Raw genomic sequence first — 16,847 nt, 5'->3', positions numbered from 1 at the left:
GCCGCCCTCACACCGTGAGACGCGCCACACCACCCCCAGGTAACACGGGGTTCACATTTGGGCAATGGCCGGGAAATCGCCTGTTGACAAGCTCCCGGCAGTGAACGCGGCGCCCCAGTGCCGCAGCGCCGCAGCACCCGCAAGTGCGCCCAGACCCACCCCGAAGGATGTGGCCCCGTGACCTTCAAGGCTGAGTACATCTGGATCGACGGCACCTCGCCGACGGCCAAGCTCCGTTCCAAGACGAAGATCATCCCGGGTGCCCCCGCCGGTCTGGACGCCCTGCCGGTCTGGGGCTTCGACGGCTCCTCCACCAACCAGGCCGAGGGCCACTCCTCGGACTGCGTGCTCAAGCCGGTCTTCTCCTGCCCCGACCCGATCCGCGGCGGCGACGACGTCCTGGTGCTCTGCGAGGTCCTGGACACGGACATGACCCCGCACCCGAGCAACACGCGCGCCGCGCTGGCCGAGGTCGCCGAGCGCTACGCCGCGCAGGAGCCGATCTTCGGCATCGAGCAGGAGTACACCTTCTTCAAGGACGGCTACCCGCTCGGCTTCCCCAAGGGCGGCTTCCCGGCCCCGCAGGGCGGCTACTACTGCGGTGTCGGCGCCGACGAGATCTTCGGCCGTGACGTCGTCGAGGCGCACCTGGACAACTGCCTGAAGGCGGGCCTGGGCATCTCCGGCATCAACGCCGAGGTCATGCCGGGCCAGTGGGAGTTCCAGGTCGGCCCGCTGTCCCCGCTGGAGGTCTCGGACCAGCTGTGGGTGGCCCGCTGGCTGCTCTACCGCACCGCCGAGGACTTCGACATCGCCGCCACCCTCGACCCCAAGCCGGTCAAGGGCGACTGGAACGGGGCCGGCGCTCACACCAACTTCTCCACCAAGGCGATGCGCGAGGGCTACGACGCGATCATCACCGCGTGCGAGTCGCTCGGCGAGGGCTCCAAGCCGCTCGACCACGTCAAGAACTACGGCGCCGGCATCGACGACCGCCTGACCGGCCTGCACGAGACCGCCCCGTGGAACGAGTACTCCTACGGCGTCTCCAACCGTGGTGCCTCCGTGCGCATCCCGTGGCAGGTCGAGAAGGACGGCAAGGGCTACATCGAGGACCGCCGACCGAACGCCAACGTCGACCCGTACGTCGTGACCCGCCTGCTCGTCGACACCTGCTGCGAAGCCCTGGAGAAGGCCGGCCAGGTCTGATCCTCCCGCTCGTGCCAGGGGCGTCCACCGTAACGGTGGGCGCCTCATGGCGTTTTCTGACGCATTCTCACCGGTGCGGGCGTCCACGCTGTGAGAGTGGGCTCCTGCACCGGCCCGCCGTCTGCTTCAATGGGACCATGGCCAGCTTCCGGAAGTACGCAGCGACGGGTCGCCATGACCTCGAGCCCTTCTGGCCTTCCCGTCAGCACCACGACTTCGACCGGGTGTGTTGCCGCGCGGTGAACGCGCGGGCCCTGTAGAGCCGTACACCCCGGCCCCCGGCCAGCGCGCACGACGTACGTCCCCGCGACGCCCGACGACGAACTCGGCGGCCGTCGCCCCTTCCGACGAACATCTCGCGCGAAAGAGCTGACGTCCCATGGCGACCACCCGTTCCCTGTCCACCGTCACCCTCGACTCCCCCGCCCCGCCCACGCCCGCCGCCTCCCGGCACCGGCTCCGGGCCGTCGACCGCGACGAGCCGGTCGACGTGGCGGACCTGCTGCCGCCCGGCGCCACCTGGCTGCCCGCTCCCCCGCACACCCTGCCCGCGCTGCCGGGCCGGCCGCCGATGGTCGGCTACCTGGTCCTCGTCCCCGCCGACCGGCAGCCGCCCTTCCTGCCGTCCGTCGTCCCCGACCGGACGCCGGAGGCCGCCGGAGCCGGTGACGGCCCGGTCGACCCGCTCGTCCGCATCGACACCGCCCAGCGCACCGCCGCGGTGGACGGCCGCGAACTCGATCTGACCTACCTGGAGTTCGAACTGCTCGCCCACCTGGTCACGCATCCGCACCGGGTGCACACCCGCGACCAGCTGGTCACCACGGTGTGGGGTTACGGCCACGTGGGCGACGGCCGCACCGTCGACGTCCACATCGCGCGGCTGCGCCGCAAGCTGGGCGCCGAGCACCGGCAGACGATCCAGACGGTGCGGCGCGTGGGCTACAAGTACACGCCGCCGGCCGGCCGCTGACCCTCTGCCGACAGCAGACACCCGTTCCCCGCGGCCCGCGCGCCGGGCAGAGTGTCCGGCATGAGGCTACTGGTGCTGGGCGGTACGGAGTTCGTGGGACGGGCCCTGGTGGAGGCGGCCCTCGGGCGCGGCTGGGAGGTGACCGTCTTCCACCGGGGGCGGCACACGCCACCGCCGGGAGTGCGGTCGCTGCACGGCGACCGCACCGCGCCGGACGGTCTCGCCGCCCTCGCCGGGGGCACGTGGGACGCCGTCGTCGACACCTGGTCGGCGGCGCCCCGCGCGGTACGGGACACGGCGCGGCTGCTGCGGGACCGCGCCGGCCGGTACGTGTACGTGTCGAGCTGCTCGGTGTACGCCTGGCCGCGCCCCGCCGGGTACGGCGAGGACGCGCCGCTGGTCGAGGGCGCGGCGCCGGACGCCGGTGGGACCGACTACGCCCGGGACAAGCGGGGCGGCGAGCTGGCCGCGCTGGACGCCTTCGGCGCGGACCGCTCGGTGTTCGTGCGGGCCGGGCTGATCCTCGGGCCGTACGAGAACGTCGGCCGGCTGCCGTGGTGGCTGACCCGGATCGCGCGCGGCGGCCCGGTGCTCGCTCCGGGTCCGCGGGACCTGCCCCTGCAGTACGTCGATGTCCGCGACCTGGCCGAGTGGACCCTCGGCGCGGTGGAACAGGAGCTGAGCGGGCCGTACAACCTGGTCGCTCCGCAGGGGCACACCACCATGGAGTCCCTGCTCGAAGCCTGCGCACGGGCGACGGGCGGTGCGGCACGGCTGCGCTGGACCGGCCCCGACGCCGTCCTCGGCGCCGGCATCGAGCCCTGGACGCAGCTGCCGGTGTGGGTGCCGCCGGGCAGCGAGCTGCACGACGCCCTGCACGGCGCGGACGTCTCCCGGGCGCTGGCGACGGGGCTGCGCTGCCGGCCCGCCGCCGAGACGGTCGCCGACACCTGGCGCTGGCTGACGGACATCGGCGGCACGGCACCGCAGCGACCGGACCGGCCGACGGTGGGCCTGGACGCGGAGACGGAGGCGAAGGTGCTCGCGGCCGGCCGGGACGTACGCGGCACCACCGCTCCCGAAGACTGAGCGGGTCCCGGACGCGCTCACCCCGGCTGGCCTCACCCGCCCCACGTGCCCCGCCAATTTTCGGTTGCGGCTGAACACCCCTCGGGCGGCCTCCGTATGGATGGGAGCCGCTTCACTCCTGTCGGGCGCCTCGATGCCCCGCAAGGAAGTCAGAGGAGTTCCATGGGACGCAACACACGAAAACGCCGTACGCCGCTGGCCACCAAGGCCGTAGCCGGGGCGGCGGCCCTGGCGCTCGGTGGGGGCGGGCTGATCTGGGCCAACTTCTACGCCTCGGCCCACGAGGAGAGCCCGGCGCAGAACCGGACCAGGTCCGCGACGGCCCAGGTGGCGACGATCGACTGCCCCGACGTCGGCCAGCAGCTCTCCGGGGTGCCGGACCGGGCGCGCGGGGAGGTCGACGGCGAACTGGCCACGCTGGACAGCCAGATCACCGACGCCTACCAGCGGCTGGCCACCACACGGGACGCGCAGGCACGCGACGGGCAGTTCGTCCGCAACAGCATCCTGGGCCCGCTCAAGGACCGCCGGAAGGTGATCATCGACCGGATCCAGCTGGAGATCGACCGGGCGGGCGGCAACGCCGACGACGACCTGGACGAGCTGGCCGAGTGCCAGGGGCAGCCCGCGGAGCAGCCGCAGACCAATGACGGCGGCCAGGAGGGCGACGGGCAAGACGGCGACGGCCAGAACGGCGACGGCGGCCAGGACCAGGGCGACGGGCAGAACCAGGACGACAACGGCAACGGGGCCGCGGGCCCGGTGGCCGACGACTTCATCGACATCGAGGACGTCCAGCCGAACTCCCGCGACAGCCGCAACGGCCTGGCCGCCGACGGAGACGGCGGTTCCACGGGAACGTTCACCACGGACTGCGGTGTCAACGAGAACAACCTGTTCAACAGCGACAACCTGATCGCGGCCCCGGGTGTCGACAACGGCGCGCACCACACGCACGACTACGTCGGCAACCAGGACAACGACGCGTTCTCCAGCGACGAGGACCTGGCGAACGCGGACACCTCGTGCCGGAACCAGGGCGACAAGTCCACGTACTACTGGCCGGTGCTGCGCCTCCAGGACGGCACCGAGGAGTTCGACGCCGGCGACCAGGGCGGCGGCGCCGAGGGCAACGTCGGCAGGATCCTCAAGCCCAGCCAGGCCGAGCTCAGGTTCGTCGGCAACAAGCAGAGCGACGTCGTCGCCATGCCGAAGTTCCTGCGCATCATCACCGGCGACGCCAAGTCCTTCACCAACGGCGTGGCGAACGCCAACAGTTCGTGGAGCTGCACCGGCTTCGAGGACCGGCAGGTCACGGACAAGTACCCGCTCTGCCCGGACGGCAGCCAGGTGGTGCGCACGGCCAACTTCCAGAGCTGCTGGGACGGCCAGAACATCGACAGCGCCAACCACCGTGACCACGTGGCGTTCGTCCAGGAGGACGGCGGCTGCCCGAACGGCTTCCAGGCCATCCCCCAGCTGCAGGTCCGCCTGGTGTACGACATCCCCACCCCGACCGTCGAGAACGGCCAGGTGCAGAACCCGTACGCCGTGGACAGCTTCCCGGAGCAGTTGCACAAGCCGATCACCGACCACAACGACTTCATCAACGTCATGGACGAGGACCTGATGGACCAGGTGGTCGAGTGCATCAACAGCGGCGAGGACTGCCAGTAGTCCCGCCGGTCGTCCGCGAGGAGGAAGCCGGTGACGGTCGGACCGCCACCGGCTTCCTGTCTGTCCGGGTACCGCGCCGCCGCGGTCAGCCGCCGTGCCCGGCGTGCCCGGCCGAGTGCGGGCCGCCGCCGTGCAGGGTGCCCTGCTCCAGGGTCCCGCCGAGCCGGCCGCGCAGGTCCGCCATGACGTCCTCGTGGCCGACGGCGACCCACTTGCGGCCCACGAGGTAGTGACCGCCGTAGTCCTTGGCCGAGTTGATCCACTCGCGCTGGCCGCGGTCGGTGGCGAAGGTGGCGAGGATGTACTTCTCGTCGCCCCTCTCACAGATGGCCTGGCGGACCGTGTCGGCGTCGGCCTGCATGTTCGGCTCGCACCGCACCTCGGCGGCCAGGTGCTCCAGGCTCCCGGTCGCCGTCCTTGGGACAGCTGCCTCGCCGTCCCCGCCGGATCCGCAGCCCGTCAGCGCCAGTACCGCCGCTGCGGCCGCTGCGAGCATCGGTCGGGTCAGCCTCATGTGTTCCTCCGGTCCTTCCGGCGACATGCCGCACGGAGCCCCGGCGAGGGACTCTCGGACATCGATACGGCCGCGGAGCGCGCAGCGCTCAAAAAACACCCGTGCCGAGGCGGGTGCGCCCGTGCGAAGGTGACCCGGTGAACAAGGACTGGGAAGACCGCGTGGCCGCGGCCTGGGCCGCCTTCGACGACTGCGCCGAGCAGGACGCGGCGGACTTCCGCGCCGTGATCGACGCGCTCGCCGCCGAGTTGCCCGAGGACAGCCCGCTCGGCCCGTTCGAGCGGGCCTGCGCCTGGGACTCGACGGGGCACTCGGACAAGGCCGTGCCCCTCTACCGGGAGGCGCTCGCCCGCGGGCTGAGCGAGGTCAGCGGCTACAAGGGCCGGCGGGCCAAGATCCAGCTCTCCAGTTCCCTGCGCAACGTCGGACGCCCGGAAGAGGGCGTAGCCCTGCTCACGCCGGAACTCGACGCGCCCTCCGACGAGTTGGACGACGCGGTGCGGGCCGTGCTGGCGCTGTGCCTGTCCGGCCTCGGCCGCGACCGGGAGGGACTGTCGCTGGTGCTCGGCGCGCTCGCCCCCCACCTGCCGCGCTACCAGCGCTCCATGGCCGCGTACGCGCGGGCGCTGGCCGAACCGGTCCGCTAGCGCCGGTGCGGTGGCGGTGACCAAGCGCTGATCCGCTCGTTCTGCTGGACGTGCAGTCACAGGATGTCGTCCCGCACCCCGCACCGTCCGCCACCGACCCGGTCGTCGGCGTGGAGCAGGCCGAGGCCGCGCTCGTCGAGCACTACCCGCGCCTGGTCCGGCTCGCCTACCTGGTGCTGCCGCCGGGGCTCGGCCGCAGCCGCCGGGTCCTGACCGCGCACTCCCTCACCCAGCGCGCCCTGCCCGGGAACCGGACGGCGACGCCCGTGATCCCGGCCCAGTCCGCGGACCGTGAGGGCGACCCGGGCTACGCCCTGATCCGCCTGCGTGTCGTGCGTACGGCGCTGGAGGCGGGCCTGCCGCTGAAGCGCCGGGCCTGGCCCAAGCGCTCCCAGCTGCCTCCGCTGCTGCCCCAGGTCTGGGGCCTGAAGCTCTTCCCGCGCTCCGGCGGCGCCGACGAACTCGCCCTGGACCAGCAGCTGACCGCCCTGTCCGCGGCGGGCCGGGCCGCCTACGTGCTGCGCGGCCTGGAGCGGCTCCCCGACGGCGACGTACGGCAGTTGCTGCGGGCCGCCGGTGTCGCGGACGCCGACGCCGCCCTGCGCGAGGCCGACGGGGTCACCGGTGCGTGCACGCTGCTCGCCTCCCCCGAGTTCGACCCCTGCTCGCTGCAGGCCCGGCCGACCGACCTGATGCGGCGCCGGCAGCACACCAGGGCCGCGCTGGTCGCCGGGGCCGCCCTCGTGGTGTGCGGGGCGCTGGTCGGCCTGCCCGGCGACGGCTGGGGGTCCGACGGCCCCGCCGCCCCGCCGTACGCACGGAATCCGGCGGCCGAGGCCGCGCTCGACCCGGGCGAGCTGACGAAGGTCCCGCCCGCGGCGTGGCGGACCTCCGCGCGCACCGACTTCTCGGTGTGGCCGGCGCGCGGCGACCTCACCGACGACGAGGACCTGCTGCGGCGGGCCCTCGCCGTCTGGGCCCGGCCCGGCGAGACCGTCCGGGTGTCGGCGACGCCGGGCACACCCACCGGCGGCCCGTCCGGGCCGCCGCAGCTGCTGTACGCCGGGAACGTCGACGCCGCGCGCGTGGTGATCCTCCACGACGGCCTGCGCATCGCCCGGTACGCCGAGGCGAAGGACGGCACGGCGGGTGCGGCCCTGGACTTCGCGCGGACCGACGGGGCCGGCCGGGCCGATGCGGGCGCGGTGGTCCTCGGCCGGACCGACGGCAACGTCCGCTATCTGACGGCGCCCTGGGTGACGCGGGCGGCCGAGCGCGACCTGACCAGGCCGGGTTCGGGCGCGATGGACCTGCCCCTGACCGACGGGGTGACCTCGCCGATGGCGGGTCCCGCCGAGCGGACCGGCGCCTGCACGTCGTGGAACGTGCTCCAGCTGACCGACGGCTCCACGACCCGCCTGATGAGCGACCTCGGGGAGCTGGTCCCGGCCCGGCTCACCACCGGGCGGCCCGGGTCGGCGAAGGACGCCTCCGGTGCCGCGGCGCTGCGCACCTGGGCGCCGTACGCCTGTTCGCTGGGTGCGGTGCGCGGGCAGGGCGTGCGGTCGGTGAACGCCTGGGAGTTCGCGACGCAGCGGCTGCCCGGCGCGGGAGGGTCGGCCGCGTGGGTGTGCACCCGGGCGGAGACCTGGCGGGGCGACGGGGCCCGGGTGCTGGCCCAGTTCCGGACGCCGGGCGCGAAGTACGGGGCGGTGGCGGCGAAGGCCGAGGACGTGCCGGCGTGCGGCAGGCGTGATCCGCAGGTGCTGGCCGGCGTGCTGTGGAAGTCGGAGGGCGGGCGCTGGTACCTGCTGGCCGCCGGCGGCCGTGACACGGAGTCGGTCCGGGCGACGGGCGGGATCAGCGCCTCGGCCGAGGGGAACCTGCTGACGGCCAAGGCGAAGAAGGGGGCACGGGCCGAGCTGAAGGGCACGCTCGACGACGGGCGGACGATCAGCGGCCTGCGGTGAGGGCGGACGCTCCTCCCGGCACCCGCTAGCTGACACTGGCGTCAACAAGTACCGGCACAAGGGTTCCCCCGCGACCTACCCGTCAGTACATTGACGCCATGTCTAATACGCAGGCCCGGCTGCCCCGGCCGGTGGAGTCCGAGCGCATACCGCTCAAGGCACGGAAGGTCTCCTTCTCCTGGGAGGACACCCCGCTGCACTGGGTGCCGGGGGACCCGTTCACGACACACACCATCAACGTGCTGCACCTGCTGCTGCCCGCCGGTGAGCGGTGGTTCGTGCACGTCTACAAGCAGGTGCTGCCGTACATCCGCGACGAGCGGCTCCGCGAGGACGTCATCGGGTTCATCGGGCAGGAGGCGATGCACTCGCAGGCCCACGACGAGGTGCTGCCGCACCTGAAGGACCAGGGGCTCGATCCGACGCCGTACACCGCGCAGGTCGACTGGCTCTTCGAGAAGCTGCTCGGCGACCGCACCCTGCCGCCGGGCCGGCCGCGCCGGTGGTGGCTGATGGAGCGGGTGGCGCTGATCGCGGCCATCGAGCACTACACGGCGTTCCTCGGAGACTGGGTGCTGAACGCCCGCGAACTGGACCGGCGCGGCGCCGACCCGACGATGCTGGACCTGCTGCGCTGGCACGGCGCCGAGGAGGTCGAGCACCGGTCCGTGGCCTTCGACCTCTTCCTGCACGTGGACGGGAGCTACGCACGGCGGGTGCGCACCTGGGCCGTCGCCTTCTCGGCGCTGGTGTTCCTGTGGCAGCGCGGGGCGCGGTTCTTCATGGAGAACGACCCGACGCTCATCGACGGCCGCGCCACCTTCATGGACTTCCACCGCCGTGGCCGCCGGGGCCTGCTGCCCTCGACCGGCGCCATGCTCCGGTCGATCCCGCGTTATCTCGGCCACGCCTACCACCCCTCGCAGGAGGGCTCGACCGAGCAGGCCGTAGCCTACCTCGCCGCCTCCCCCGCCGCACTGGCCGCCGAGAAGTCCCAGGAGGAAGCCGCATGAAGCCGAAGCCGATGACCCTGGCGATCGCGGCCGCCGCCGCACTGGTCGTCCGGCGGGCGATGCGGCGCCGGATCCAGGGCTCGCCGCTGTGGCCGATGCCGGCCCTGGAGCCGCCGGTCTCCGGACGGCCCCGCTCCCGGGCGCTGAAGCTGCTCGTCACCGCCCACGAGCGGATCGCCGACGGGGTGGTCCGCGTGCGCCTGGAGGGCCACGACCTGCCGCGCTGGGAGCCGGGGGCGCACCTGGACCTGGTGCTGCCGTCCGGCCTGGTGCGCCCGTACTCGCTGTGCGGCGACCCGGAGGACACCTCGTCGTACACGGTCGCCACCCGGCTGGTCGAGGACGGGCGGGGCGGATCCCGCGAGGTGCACGAGCAGGTGCAGGAGGGGGTGGAGCTGGAGGTGCGCGGGCCGCGCAACCGCTTCCCGCTGGTCGAGGCGCCCTCGTACGTCTTCGTCGCCGGCGGCATCGGCATCACCCCCGTGCTGCCGATGCTGCGGGCCCTGCCGGAGGGGACCGAATGGCGGCTGCTGTACGGAGGGCGGACGCGGGCGTCGATGCCGTTCCTGGAGGAGATCGAGAAGCTGGACCCGGACCGCGAGGGAAGCGAGCGGGGGAGGGTCACCGTCGTCGCCGAGGACGAGGACGGGCTGCCCGACCTCGACGCGTTCCTCGCGGGCGTGCCGGAGGGTGCCGCCGTCTACTGCTGCGGCCCCCAGGGGCTGATGACGGCGGTCGAGGAGCGGCTGCCGGAAGGGACGGCGCTGCACCTGGAACGGTTCGCGCCCCGCACGACGGCCGGCGGCGACGGCGAGTTCGAGGTCGAGCTGCGGCGCAGCGGCCGCACGCTGACCGTGGCCGCGGACTCGTCCGTGCTGGCCGCCGTGCGCGCCGAGCTGCCGAACACGCCGTACTCCTGCGAGCAGGGCTGGTGCGGGACCTGCCAGCAGAAGGTGCTGGAGGGCGAGATCGACCACCGCGACGAGCTGCTGACGGACTCCGAGCGCGGTGACTCGATGCTCATCTGCGTCTCGCGTGCCCGGGGTGAGCGTCTGGTGCTGGACATGTGAACACCGGTGCCCGGTCCGGCTCGTTCGCGGGCCGGATTCGATCGGTAAGGTGTTCGTATGACTACCGGGGTACGCCGCAGAATGGGAGTCGAGGAGCGTCGGCAGCAGTTGATCGGCGTCGCCCTCGAACTGTTCAGCCGCCGCTCTCCCGACGAGGTCTCCATCGACGAGATAGCGTCGGCGGCAGGCATCTCGCGCCCGCTGGTCTACCACTACTTCCCCGGCAAACTCAGCCTGTACGAGGCCGCGTTGCAGCGCGCCTCGGACGATCTGGCGGCCCGGTTCGTGGAGCCCGCGGAGGGCCCGCTGGGCGCGCGGCTGCTGCGGGTGATGGGTCGCTACTTCGACTTCGTCGACGAGCACGGCCCCGGTTTCTCGGCCCTGATGCGCGGCGGCCCGGCGGTCGGCTCGTCCACCACCAACGCCCTCGTCGACTCCGTACGGCAGGCCGCGTATGTCCAGATCCTTTCGCACCTGGGCGTCACGCATCCCCCGGCGCGACTGGAACTGGTCGTCCGGTCCTGGATCTCGCTCGCCGAGTCCACGGCACTGATCTGGCTGGACGGCCGGCGCATCCCGCGCGCGGAGCTGGAGGCCCAGCTCGTGCACGACTTCGCCGCCCTCGCCGCCGTCAGCGCGGCCTACGACGAGGAGATGAGCGCCCTGCTGCGCCGCATCCTCGCCGACGAACCGGCCGACGGCCCGTTCACGGACCTGGTCGGCCGGCTGATCGGGCTGGCGTCGTAGATCAGACCTCGGCCTTGCGGTAGGACGGGTCGAGGTCGCGCACCTCGGCCGACAGGTGCAGGCCGAGCCCGTCCCTGGGCTCCACGTGCTCCCGCAGCAGCTCCACCACGGCCTCGGTGAGCCGCGCCTTGGTCTCGTCGCTGCGCCCGGCGAGCAGGGCGATCGAGACGTTCACGACGGCGTGCCGCTCCCGCTCGGCGCCGACGACCTCGTCCTCGGTGCGCAGCACCCGCGTCTTGCACGCCTCCAGCCGCGCCGCCGCCGTCTCGACGACCACCGCGTGCAGGGCGAGCGCGAACTCCTCCCAGTCGACGTCGTCGAGATGGGGGGAACGCTCGACAGTGATCTGCGGCATGGGGTGCTCCTGTTCTGCGGCGGACAGGAGCACCCTAACCGCAGCGTCCCGCTAGCCCGCGCGGGTGAAGACCGCCACCGTGCGGGCCGGAACCGTGAAGGTGCCCGATTCCTCCGTGTAGGCCGCGTTCTTCACGACGGGGTCCGCTCCGGACGCCTGCACCGGGTGCAGTCGGTAGCCGGTCCCGGCCAGATCGCTCACCCGCTGCCGCTGCTCCTCGGGGGTCGCGTTGAAGACGACGACCAGGTCACCGAGGCGCATGGTGATCACGCCGGGCGTCTCCTGCGTCCCCGACAGCGGGAAGGAGAGCTGCGCCTGGACCCGCTCGGCCGTGCCGAGGGAGAACGCCTTCTCCGTCGTACGGATCCTCAGCAGGTCCCGGTACGCCGCCGAGGCGCCCTGGATCTGCTCGCAGCCGACCTTCAGCGCGCCGAGCAGCGGCTTGGCGAACGGCCACTTGGAGGCGTTGTCGGCCGCCGGGGGCAGACCGCGGCCGAAGCCGTTGCCGTCGGCGCAGTTCCAGTGGATGGCGTTGAACCAGTCGCCGCTGTCGTAGGAGTTGCGGTCCAGCGACTTCGAGCGCAGCAGGTCGGTGCCGGCCTGGGAGAGCGCCGGGCCCTGCGAGAGGCCGGCGGTCGCCATGGCGAGGACCTGCATCCGGGCCCGGTCGTTCGCGGACGTGTCCTTCGGCAGTTTGAAGGCGAGCGCGTCGAACAGCGACTCGTTGTCGTGCGCGTCGGCGTAGGCGAGGGCGTCCCCCGGTGCCTCGGCGTATCCGGCGGGGGCGCCGTTGTAGTCGACGTCGGAGCCCTTGACCTCCTTGCCGCTGGTGTCCGTGAAGGTGTAGCCGGCGAGGTTGCCCGAGAGCCCGACCTTGATCAGGTCCTGGTAGTGCAGCAGGCGGGCCCTCTGCTCGGCCGGGGTGCCGTTGGCCCCGGAGGCGTTGGGCTCGGTGAACAGGCCGGACGCGAAGCCCTGGACACCGGGGTCCTCGTCGAAGGGGCCGCCGCCGCGCACGGCGTCGCGGGCGCGGTCGGAGAAGGTCGCGATGCCGGTGCCGGCCATGTTCTTCTGCGTGGCCTGGACGAACCGGGCGTCGTCGGCGACCTCGCCGAAGTTCCAGCCCTCGCCGTACAGGATGATCTTCTTGCCGTCGACGCCGTCCTTCTCGACGGTCAGCGCGTCCAGCGCCTTGCGCACGGCGAGGATGTTGGCCTTCGGGTGGTGGCCCATGAGGTCGAAGCGGAAGCCGTCGACCTTGTACTCCTTGGCCCAGGTGACGACCGAGTCGACGACCAGCTTGCCCATCATGGCGTTCTCGGTGGCGGTGTTCGCACAGCAGGTGCTGTTCGCGACCGAGCCGTCGGCCAGCAGCCGCTGGTAGTAGCCGGGCACGATCCGGTCCAGGACGCTCGTCCTGGCCTGGCCGCTCGCCGCCGTGTGGTTGTAGACGACGTCCATGACGACCCTGAGGCCGTCCTCGTTGAGCGCCTTGACCATCTCGCGGAACTCGACGGTGCGGGCGGTGCCGTCCGGGTCGGTGGCGTAGGAGCCCTCGGGGACCGTGTAGTGGTACGGGTCGTAGCCCCAGTTGTAGGCGTCCTCGGCGGCGGTCTTCGCCACGCACTCCTGCTGCTTGTCGGAGTCCGCCGGGAGCGCGGCGAGGTCGCAGTCGACGGTCGCCTGGTCGGACTTCTTCTCGGGGATGGTGGCGATGTCGAACGCGGGGAGGAGGTGGACGTACGACGTGCCCGCCTCCGCAAGCCTGCGCAGGTGCTCGGAGCCGTCGCTGTCCTTGTCGGTGAAGGCCAGGTACGTGCCCGGGTGGTCGGCCGTCCGGTCCGCGACGGAGAAGTCCCGGATGTGCAGCTCCTGGATCTGGGCGTCCCTGAGCGGCACGGCCCTGGGCTTGCTGTAGCTGTGCCAGCCGCGCGGCGCGAGGGACCTGTCGCCCAGGTCGATCAGGAGGCTGCGCTCGGAGTCCGCGGTCAGGGCGAGGGAGTAGGGGTCGGTGACCTTGTTGGTGACGACCTCGCCGACGCTAGGCGCCCACACCTTCACCGCGTACCGGTAGGGCTTGCCCTTCCAGGACCTCGGGCCGGTGACCGACCAGACGCCGGTGGCGTCGTCGCGCCGCATCCGGGCCGTGTCGTCACCGATCTCGAGCGTCACGCTCTGCGCGGTCGGCGCCCACACGGCCAGCGTGGGACGGCCGTGGCGGAAGACCGGCCCCAGGTCGGCCTTCGTCGCACCGGCGTAGAGGTCGTCCAGGGCGCCGGCGATCTGGACGCCCGTCGCCGCGAGCACCGCGCCGGTGGCCGCCCGCTGGGAGGCGACGACCTGCCCGCGCAGCGCCTCGCGCACCCGGTCGCGGTCGCGCGGGTCCACGGACCAGGCGGTGTACTCCTTCAGGTGCGGGAACCTCGCCTTCTGGGCGTCGGTGAGGGCCGTCCGCGTCAGGCGGAGCCACGTCTCGTCCTCGCCGGTCAGCCTGCCGTCCTGGGCCCTGATCGAGCCGGTGCGGGAGGCGAGCAGCTGGGTGGAGGCGGCGCCCTCGGAGCCGTTCCAGGCGACGGTGTTCCGGTCGATCCAGATCGCCTTGGAGGTGGTGAGGTCGACGGCCGCGGCGGAGCCCGCCGGCTGCGGCAGCAGGTGCTTCTCCTGCCCGCTCAACAGCCACACCTCGTGGCCGGCGGCCCTGAGGTCCAGGGACTGGTCGGTGGGCAGGTCCTTCTCGTCGCCCTTGTGGACGATGTAGCCGAGATGGGTGGCACCCTCGGTGAGCGGTACCTCGAAGACCGCGCCATAGGAGTCAGTCTTCACCGGCATCAGGGGCTTCGACCAGTCGGTGGGGTTCGCGGCGCCGGTCCAGACGTGCAGGCCCCAGCCGTCGTAGTCGCCGTCGGCTCGGTGGTAGTGGAGGACGGCCTTGGTGGTGTCCTGGGCCGGGTACTCCGGGCGCTCGGTGACGACCCGCTCCTCGCCCTGCTCGATCCACACCTCGCCGGTCTTCGTCACGTCGATCGTGCGGTCGGCGGCGACGTCCTTGTCTCCGTCCTCGTCGATCACGAGGAAGCCGACGTTCGAGGCGCCGGGCTTGAGCTTGACGTAGGCGAAGGCGCCGTAGGCGTCCCGGCCGGTGAACGGGTGGCTGTCCGGCCAGGTGGTCGACTCGCCGTCGGCGAGGTCGCCCCAGGCGTACAGGCCCCAGTCGTCGTAGTTCCCGTCCGCGCGCTTGTAGTGGACGATCGCGTAGTCGCGGGAGGAGGCGGTGGGCGGCTGTTCGGCGGGCGGGGTGCCGGTGGTGGACGTGGCCGTCGCGCTCGCCGTACGACCGGCCGAGTCGACGACGACCGCCTTGTAGCGCAGGGCCGTGCCGGCGGGCACGTCCTCGCCGACGGTGTGGGTGACCTTGTAGGGGGCGTGGTCGGCGGAGCCGAGGGTGCGCCAGGTGCCGTTGCCGGTCTGGGCGGCGAAGACGACCCGGTTGAGCCCGCCGCCGGCCACGTCGGCGGACAGCTCGACGGTGCCGGTGGCGCCGGGGCCGGGCGCGGTGAGGGTGATCGTGGGCTCGGCGGCGGGCTCGGTGAGCCGGCCGGCGGCCTCGAGCACGACGGCCGAGCCGGCGGGGACGGTGACGGTGATCTTCTTGTCGGCGCCGGTCCTCACCGAGGCGTCGGTGCCGTAGACGCCCCGGAACGTCATGTCCGCCGAGTCGGTCGCGAAGGTCGCGGTCTTCGCCTCCTCGGCGTTGTTGAAGGCGACGACGTACTCGGTCCGGTCGGTGCCGGTGCGCGAGAAGGCGTAGACACCGGCGCCGTCGGCCGCGTACCGCTCGGTCTGGACTCCGTCGGCGAGGGCCGGGTGGGCCTTGCGCAGCTCGGCCAGAGCGGCGATCCGCCGGTAGAGCGGTGCCTGCGTGTCGTAGGCGTCCCGGGCGTGGGTGCGGTCGGTGCCGAGCTGGTCGTCGTCCAGGTAGTCGGCCGTGCGGGAGGCGAACATCGGCTGGCGGGCGTCCTTGTCGCCGCCCGCGCCGGTGAAGCCCTGCTCGTCACCGTAGTAGATCACCGGGTTGCCCCGGCTGAGGAACATCAGCTCGTTGGCGAGGCGGTCCTTCCGCAGCAGTTCGGCGTCGGTCGCCTTGGGGTCGTCCTGCTTGAGGAAGGTGCCGAAGCGGCCCATGTCGTGGTTGCCGAGGAAGGTGACCTGCTCGTACGCGTTGGCCTTGTCGGTCGTGTACTTGTAGTCGTCACCGAAGACCTGGGCGAGCCTCTTCGCGCTGCCGCCCTGGGAGGCGTACGCACGGGCCGCGTCCTGGAAGGGGAAGTCGAGCGTGGAGTCCAGGCGGCCCTGGGTGACGTACGGGGAGGTGACGGCGGTGTCGGCGGAGTAGACCTCGCCGAACATGAAGAAGTCCTCGCGGCCCCGCTGCGCGGCGTACGCGTCCAGCGCGGTGGCCCACTGGGTCCAGAACTCCATGTTGACGTGCTTGACCGTGTCGATCCGGAAGCCGTCGATGTTGAAGTCTTTCACCCACCGCCGGTAGATGCGCTCCATGCCCTCGACGACCTCGGGACGCTCGGTCCACAGGTCGTCCAGGCCGGAGAAGTCGCCGTAGGTGGTGGACTCGCCGGCCCAGGTCGAGTCGCCTCGGTTGTGGTACATCGCCGGGTCGTTGAGCCACGAGGGGACCTTGAGGTTCCGTTTGGCGGCGGGCACGACCGGCGTGCGAGGGAAGGAGCCGGCGCCGACGGACGGGAAGCGCTCGGTCCCGTCCGCGTAGTCGGCGTCGTCGAAGGGTTCGCCGTCCTTCGTCAGGTACGGGAAGGCGCCCTTGGAGAGGTAGTCGTAGGACTTCTCCTCGTAGTCGACGACGTCGGCCGTGTGGTTGGTGATGACGTCGAAGAAGACCTTCATGCCCTTGGCGTGCGCCTTGGAGATGAGGTTCTTCAGGTCCTCGTTGCTGCCGAAGTGCGGGTCGACCTGGGTGAAGTCGGTGATCCAGTAACCGTGGTACCCCGCCGAGGCGTTGGCGCCCGTGCCCTGCACGGGCTGGTTCTTGAAGATGGGCGCCATCCAGATGGCCGTGGTGCCCAGGTCCTTGATGTAGTCGAGCTTCTCGGTCAGGCCCTTGAGGTCGCCGCCCTGGTAGAAGCCCTTGTCGGTGGGGTCGTACCCGGTGGTGAGGCGGGAGCCGGTCAGGCCGCCCCTGTCGTTGCCGGTGTCGCCGTTGGCGAAGCGGTCCGGCAGGACGAAGTAGAACTGCTCGCGGGTGAGGTCGTGGCGCGCGGCGGTCTTCGCCAGCTTCGCGTCGGACGGTGGCGCGGGCGGGGTGTCGGCCCGCGCCGCGAGGGGTGTCAGTAGCGTCGCCGCGAGCGCGGCGACGGTGACGGCCGCTACCCGTGGGACAGCGGCGGTTCGGCGCGCCACAGGCGCCGGCCATCTCGGTATCACCGGTGTGAACTCCTTGCGATTACGGCTCGATCGGGTCCGACCCCGGCGAGACGGTAACGGCGCCGCAAGCGTTGCAGCAAGGGTCGTGAAAGTAACGGAAAGGAATTTCACGACCCTTGCGTGCGGCGG

Annotated in this window: 12 protein-coding genes; 9 read left to right on the top strand and 3 right to left on the bottom strand. The window is 72.2% G+C overall.

Going from position 1 to position 16,847, the window contains the following annotated elements:
• Positions 1-177 precede the first annotated feature (177 nt).
• From glnII to IE260_RS28735, 4 genes are all read left to right on the top strand, one after another.
• Entirely contained in the window at positions 178-1,209 is a 1,032-nt protein-coding gene (gene glnII, locus IE260_RS28750; protein ID WP_189877053.1) for a glutamine synthetase, read from the top strand.
• Between the two features lie 379 nt (positions 1,210-1,588).
• Positions 1,589-2,182, top strand: a complete 594-nt coding sequence (locus tag IE260_RS28745; RefSeq protein WP_189877051.1) for a winged helix-turn-helix domain-containing protein — start codon at positions 1,589-1,591, stop codon at positions 2,180-2,182.
• A 60-nt stretch (positions 2,183-2,242) separates the two neighbouring features.
• Positions 2,243-3,271, top strand: coding sequence for an SDR family oxidoreductase (locus IE260_RS28740; protein WP_189877049.1), 1,029 nt, complete (start codon positions 2,243-2,245; stop codon positions 3,269-3,271).
• A 162-nt stretch (positions 3,272-3,433) separates the two neighbouring features.
• Entirely contained in the window at positions 3,434-4,948 is a 1,515-nt protein-coding gene (locus IE260_RS28735) for a DUF1996 domain-containing protein (RefSeq protein ID WP_189877047.1), read from the top strand.
• Positions 4,949-5,033: 85 nt separating this feature from the next.
• On the opposite strand, the gene IE260_RS28730 is transcribed toward IE260_RS28735, so the two are convergent.
• Positions 5,034-5,462 carry a hypothetical protein gene (locus tag IE260_RS28730; protein WP_189877045.1) on the bottom strand — a complete coding sequence of 143 codons (429 nt, stop codon included), beginning with the start codon at positions 5,460-5,462 and terminating at the stop codon, positions 5,034-5,036.
• Between the two features lie 137 nt (positions 5,463-5,599).
• On the opposite strand from IE260_RS28730, the gene IE260_RS28725 reads away from it, so the two are divergent.
• The 5 genes from IE260_RS28725 to IE260_RS28705 all read left to right on the top strand — a co-directional run bounded on the left by IE260_RS28725 (position 5,600) and on the right by IE260_RS28705 (position 10,909).
• Positions 5,600-6,109 (top strand): tetratricopeptide repeat protein, encoded by a 510-nt coding sequence (locus IE260_RS28725; RefSeq protein ID WP_189877043.1) that lies wholly within the window; start codon positions 5,600-5,602, stop codon positions 6,107-6,109.
• Positions 6,110-6,159: 50 nt separating this feature from the next.
• A complete protein-coding gene (locus IE260_RS28720) occupies positions 6,160-8,079 on the top strand; it encodes a hypothetical protein (protein ID WP_189877041.1) in 1,920 nt (639 codons plus the stop codon).
• Positions 8,080-8,177: 98 nt separating this feature from the next.
• The gene (locus IE260_RS28715) at positions 8,178-9,092 is read left to right on the top strand and encodes a metal-dependent hydrolase (protein ID WP_189877039.1); all 915 of its coding nucleotides are present in this window, start codon (positions 8,178-8,180) and stop codon (positions 9,090-9,092) included.
• On the top strand, positions 9,089-10,162 hold the full coding sequence (locus IE260_RS28710) for a PDR/VanB family oxidoreductase (protein ID WP_189877037.1): 1,074 nt from the start codon (positions 9,089-9,091) through the stop codon (positions 10,160-10,162). Before IE260_RS28715 ends, IE260_RS28710 begins: the two co-directional genes overlap by 4 nt.
• A 57-nt stretch (positions 10,163-10,219) precedes the next feature.
• Positions 10,220-10,909 carry a TetR/AcrR family transcriptional regulator gene (locus IE260_RS28705; protein WP_189877035.1) on the top strand — a complete coding sequence of 230 codons (690 nt, stop codon included), beginning with the start codon at positions 10,220-10,222 and terminating at the stop codon, positions 10,907-10,909.
• A 1-nt stretch (position 10,910) separates the two neighbouring features.
• On the opposite strand, the gene IE260_RS28700 is transcribed toward IE260_RS28705, so the two are convergent.
• Both IE260_RS28700 and pulA read right to left on the bottom strand, forming a co-directional pair.
• On the bottom strand, positions 10,911-11,264 hold the full coding sequence (locus tag IE260_RS28700; protein WP_189877033.1) for a 5-carboxymethyl-2-hydroxymuconate Delta-isomerase: 354 nt from the start codon (positions 11,262-11,264) through the stop codon (positions 10,911-10,913).
• Positions 11,265-11,315: 51 nt separating this feature from the next.
• Positions 11,316-16,718, bottom strand: a complete 5,403-nt coding sequence (gene pulA, locus IE260_RS28695; RefSeq protein ID WP_189877030.1) for a pullulanase-type alpha-1,6-glucosidase — start codon at positions 16,716-16,718, stop codon at positions 11,316-11,318.
• Between the last annotated feature and the right edge of the window lie 129 nt (positions 16,719-16,847).

The sequence above is a fragment of the Streptomyces viridiviolaceus genome (genome assembly GCF_014650995.1).
Classification (GTDB): Bacteria; Actinomycetota; Actinomycetes; order Streptomycetales; family Streptomycetaceae; genus Streptomyces; species Streptomyces viridiviolaceus.
Note: the sequence above shows the minus strand (reverse complement) of the source record. Positions and strands in the feature narration are given on the sequence as shown.